General features: G+C 40.0%; 1 protein-coding gene. It reads left to right on the top strand.

The window, feature by feature from the left end:
- On the top strand, positions 1-630 hold a 630-nt coding region (locus tag A9E74_RS13845), incomplete at both ends, for a Wzz/FepE/Etk N-terminal domain-containing protein (protein WP_245652188.1).

The following is a 630-nucleotide window of genomic DNA, read 5'->3' as shown; positions in this document are numbered from 1 at the left end:
TAAAAGGCCTCCGAGATTATTTGGAAATTTTCTGGCGTCGGAAATATTGGATATTAATTCCCGCACTCTTATTAATGGCTATTACGGTATTAGTAACGTATAGCTTACCGGCCACATATAAATCAGAAGGCTTAATTTTAATTGAGTCACAGGAAATACCACAGGATCTCATTAGAACTACCGTAACCAGCTATGCTGACCAACGTATCGAAGTGATTAAGCAACGTTTAATGACTACGACACGGGTGATGCAGATTGTGAATAAATACAACCTTTACTCCGAAGAACGCCAAAAAACGCCAACTACTGCCCCAATTGTCGCCCTTTTTAAAGAAAACGTTAAAGTTGATATTGTTCAGGCCAATGTGACGGATCCGGTTAGTGGGCGTGCCAAAAGAGCCAGTATTGCTTTTAAAGTCTCTTTTCTTGATAAGTCTCCACAAGTTTCTCAACAGGTTGCTAATGAATTGGTGACAGAGTTTTTAAACGAAAATGTGAGAACCAGAACAGATCGTGCTCAAGATACAACTGCCTTTCTTAAGTTGGAAGGCGATCGAATGCAAAAAGAAGTTCAGCAAACAGAAAGAGAAATTGCAGAGTTTCGTGATCAATACAGTGATAGTCTGCCCG

Source organism: Methylophaga muralis (assembly GCF_001720165.1).
GTDB classification, from domain to species: Bacteria; Pseudomonadota; Gammaproteobacteria; order Nitrosococcales; family Methylophagaceae; genus Methylophaga; species Methylophaga muralis.
The sequence above is the reverse complement of the archived record's forward strand: the minus strand, read 5'-3'. Positions and strand labels throughout refer to the sequence as shown.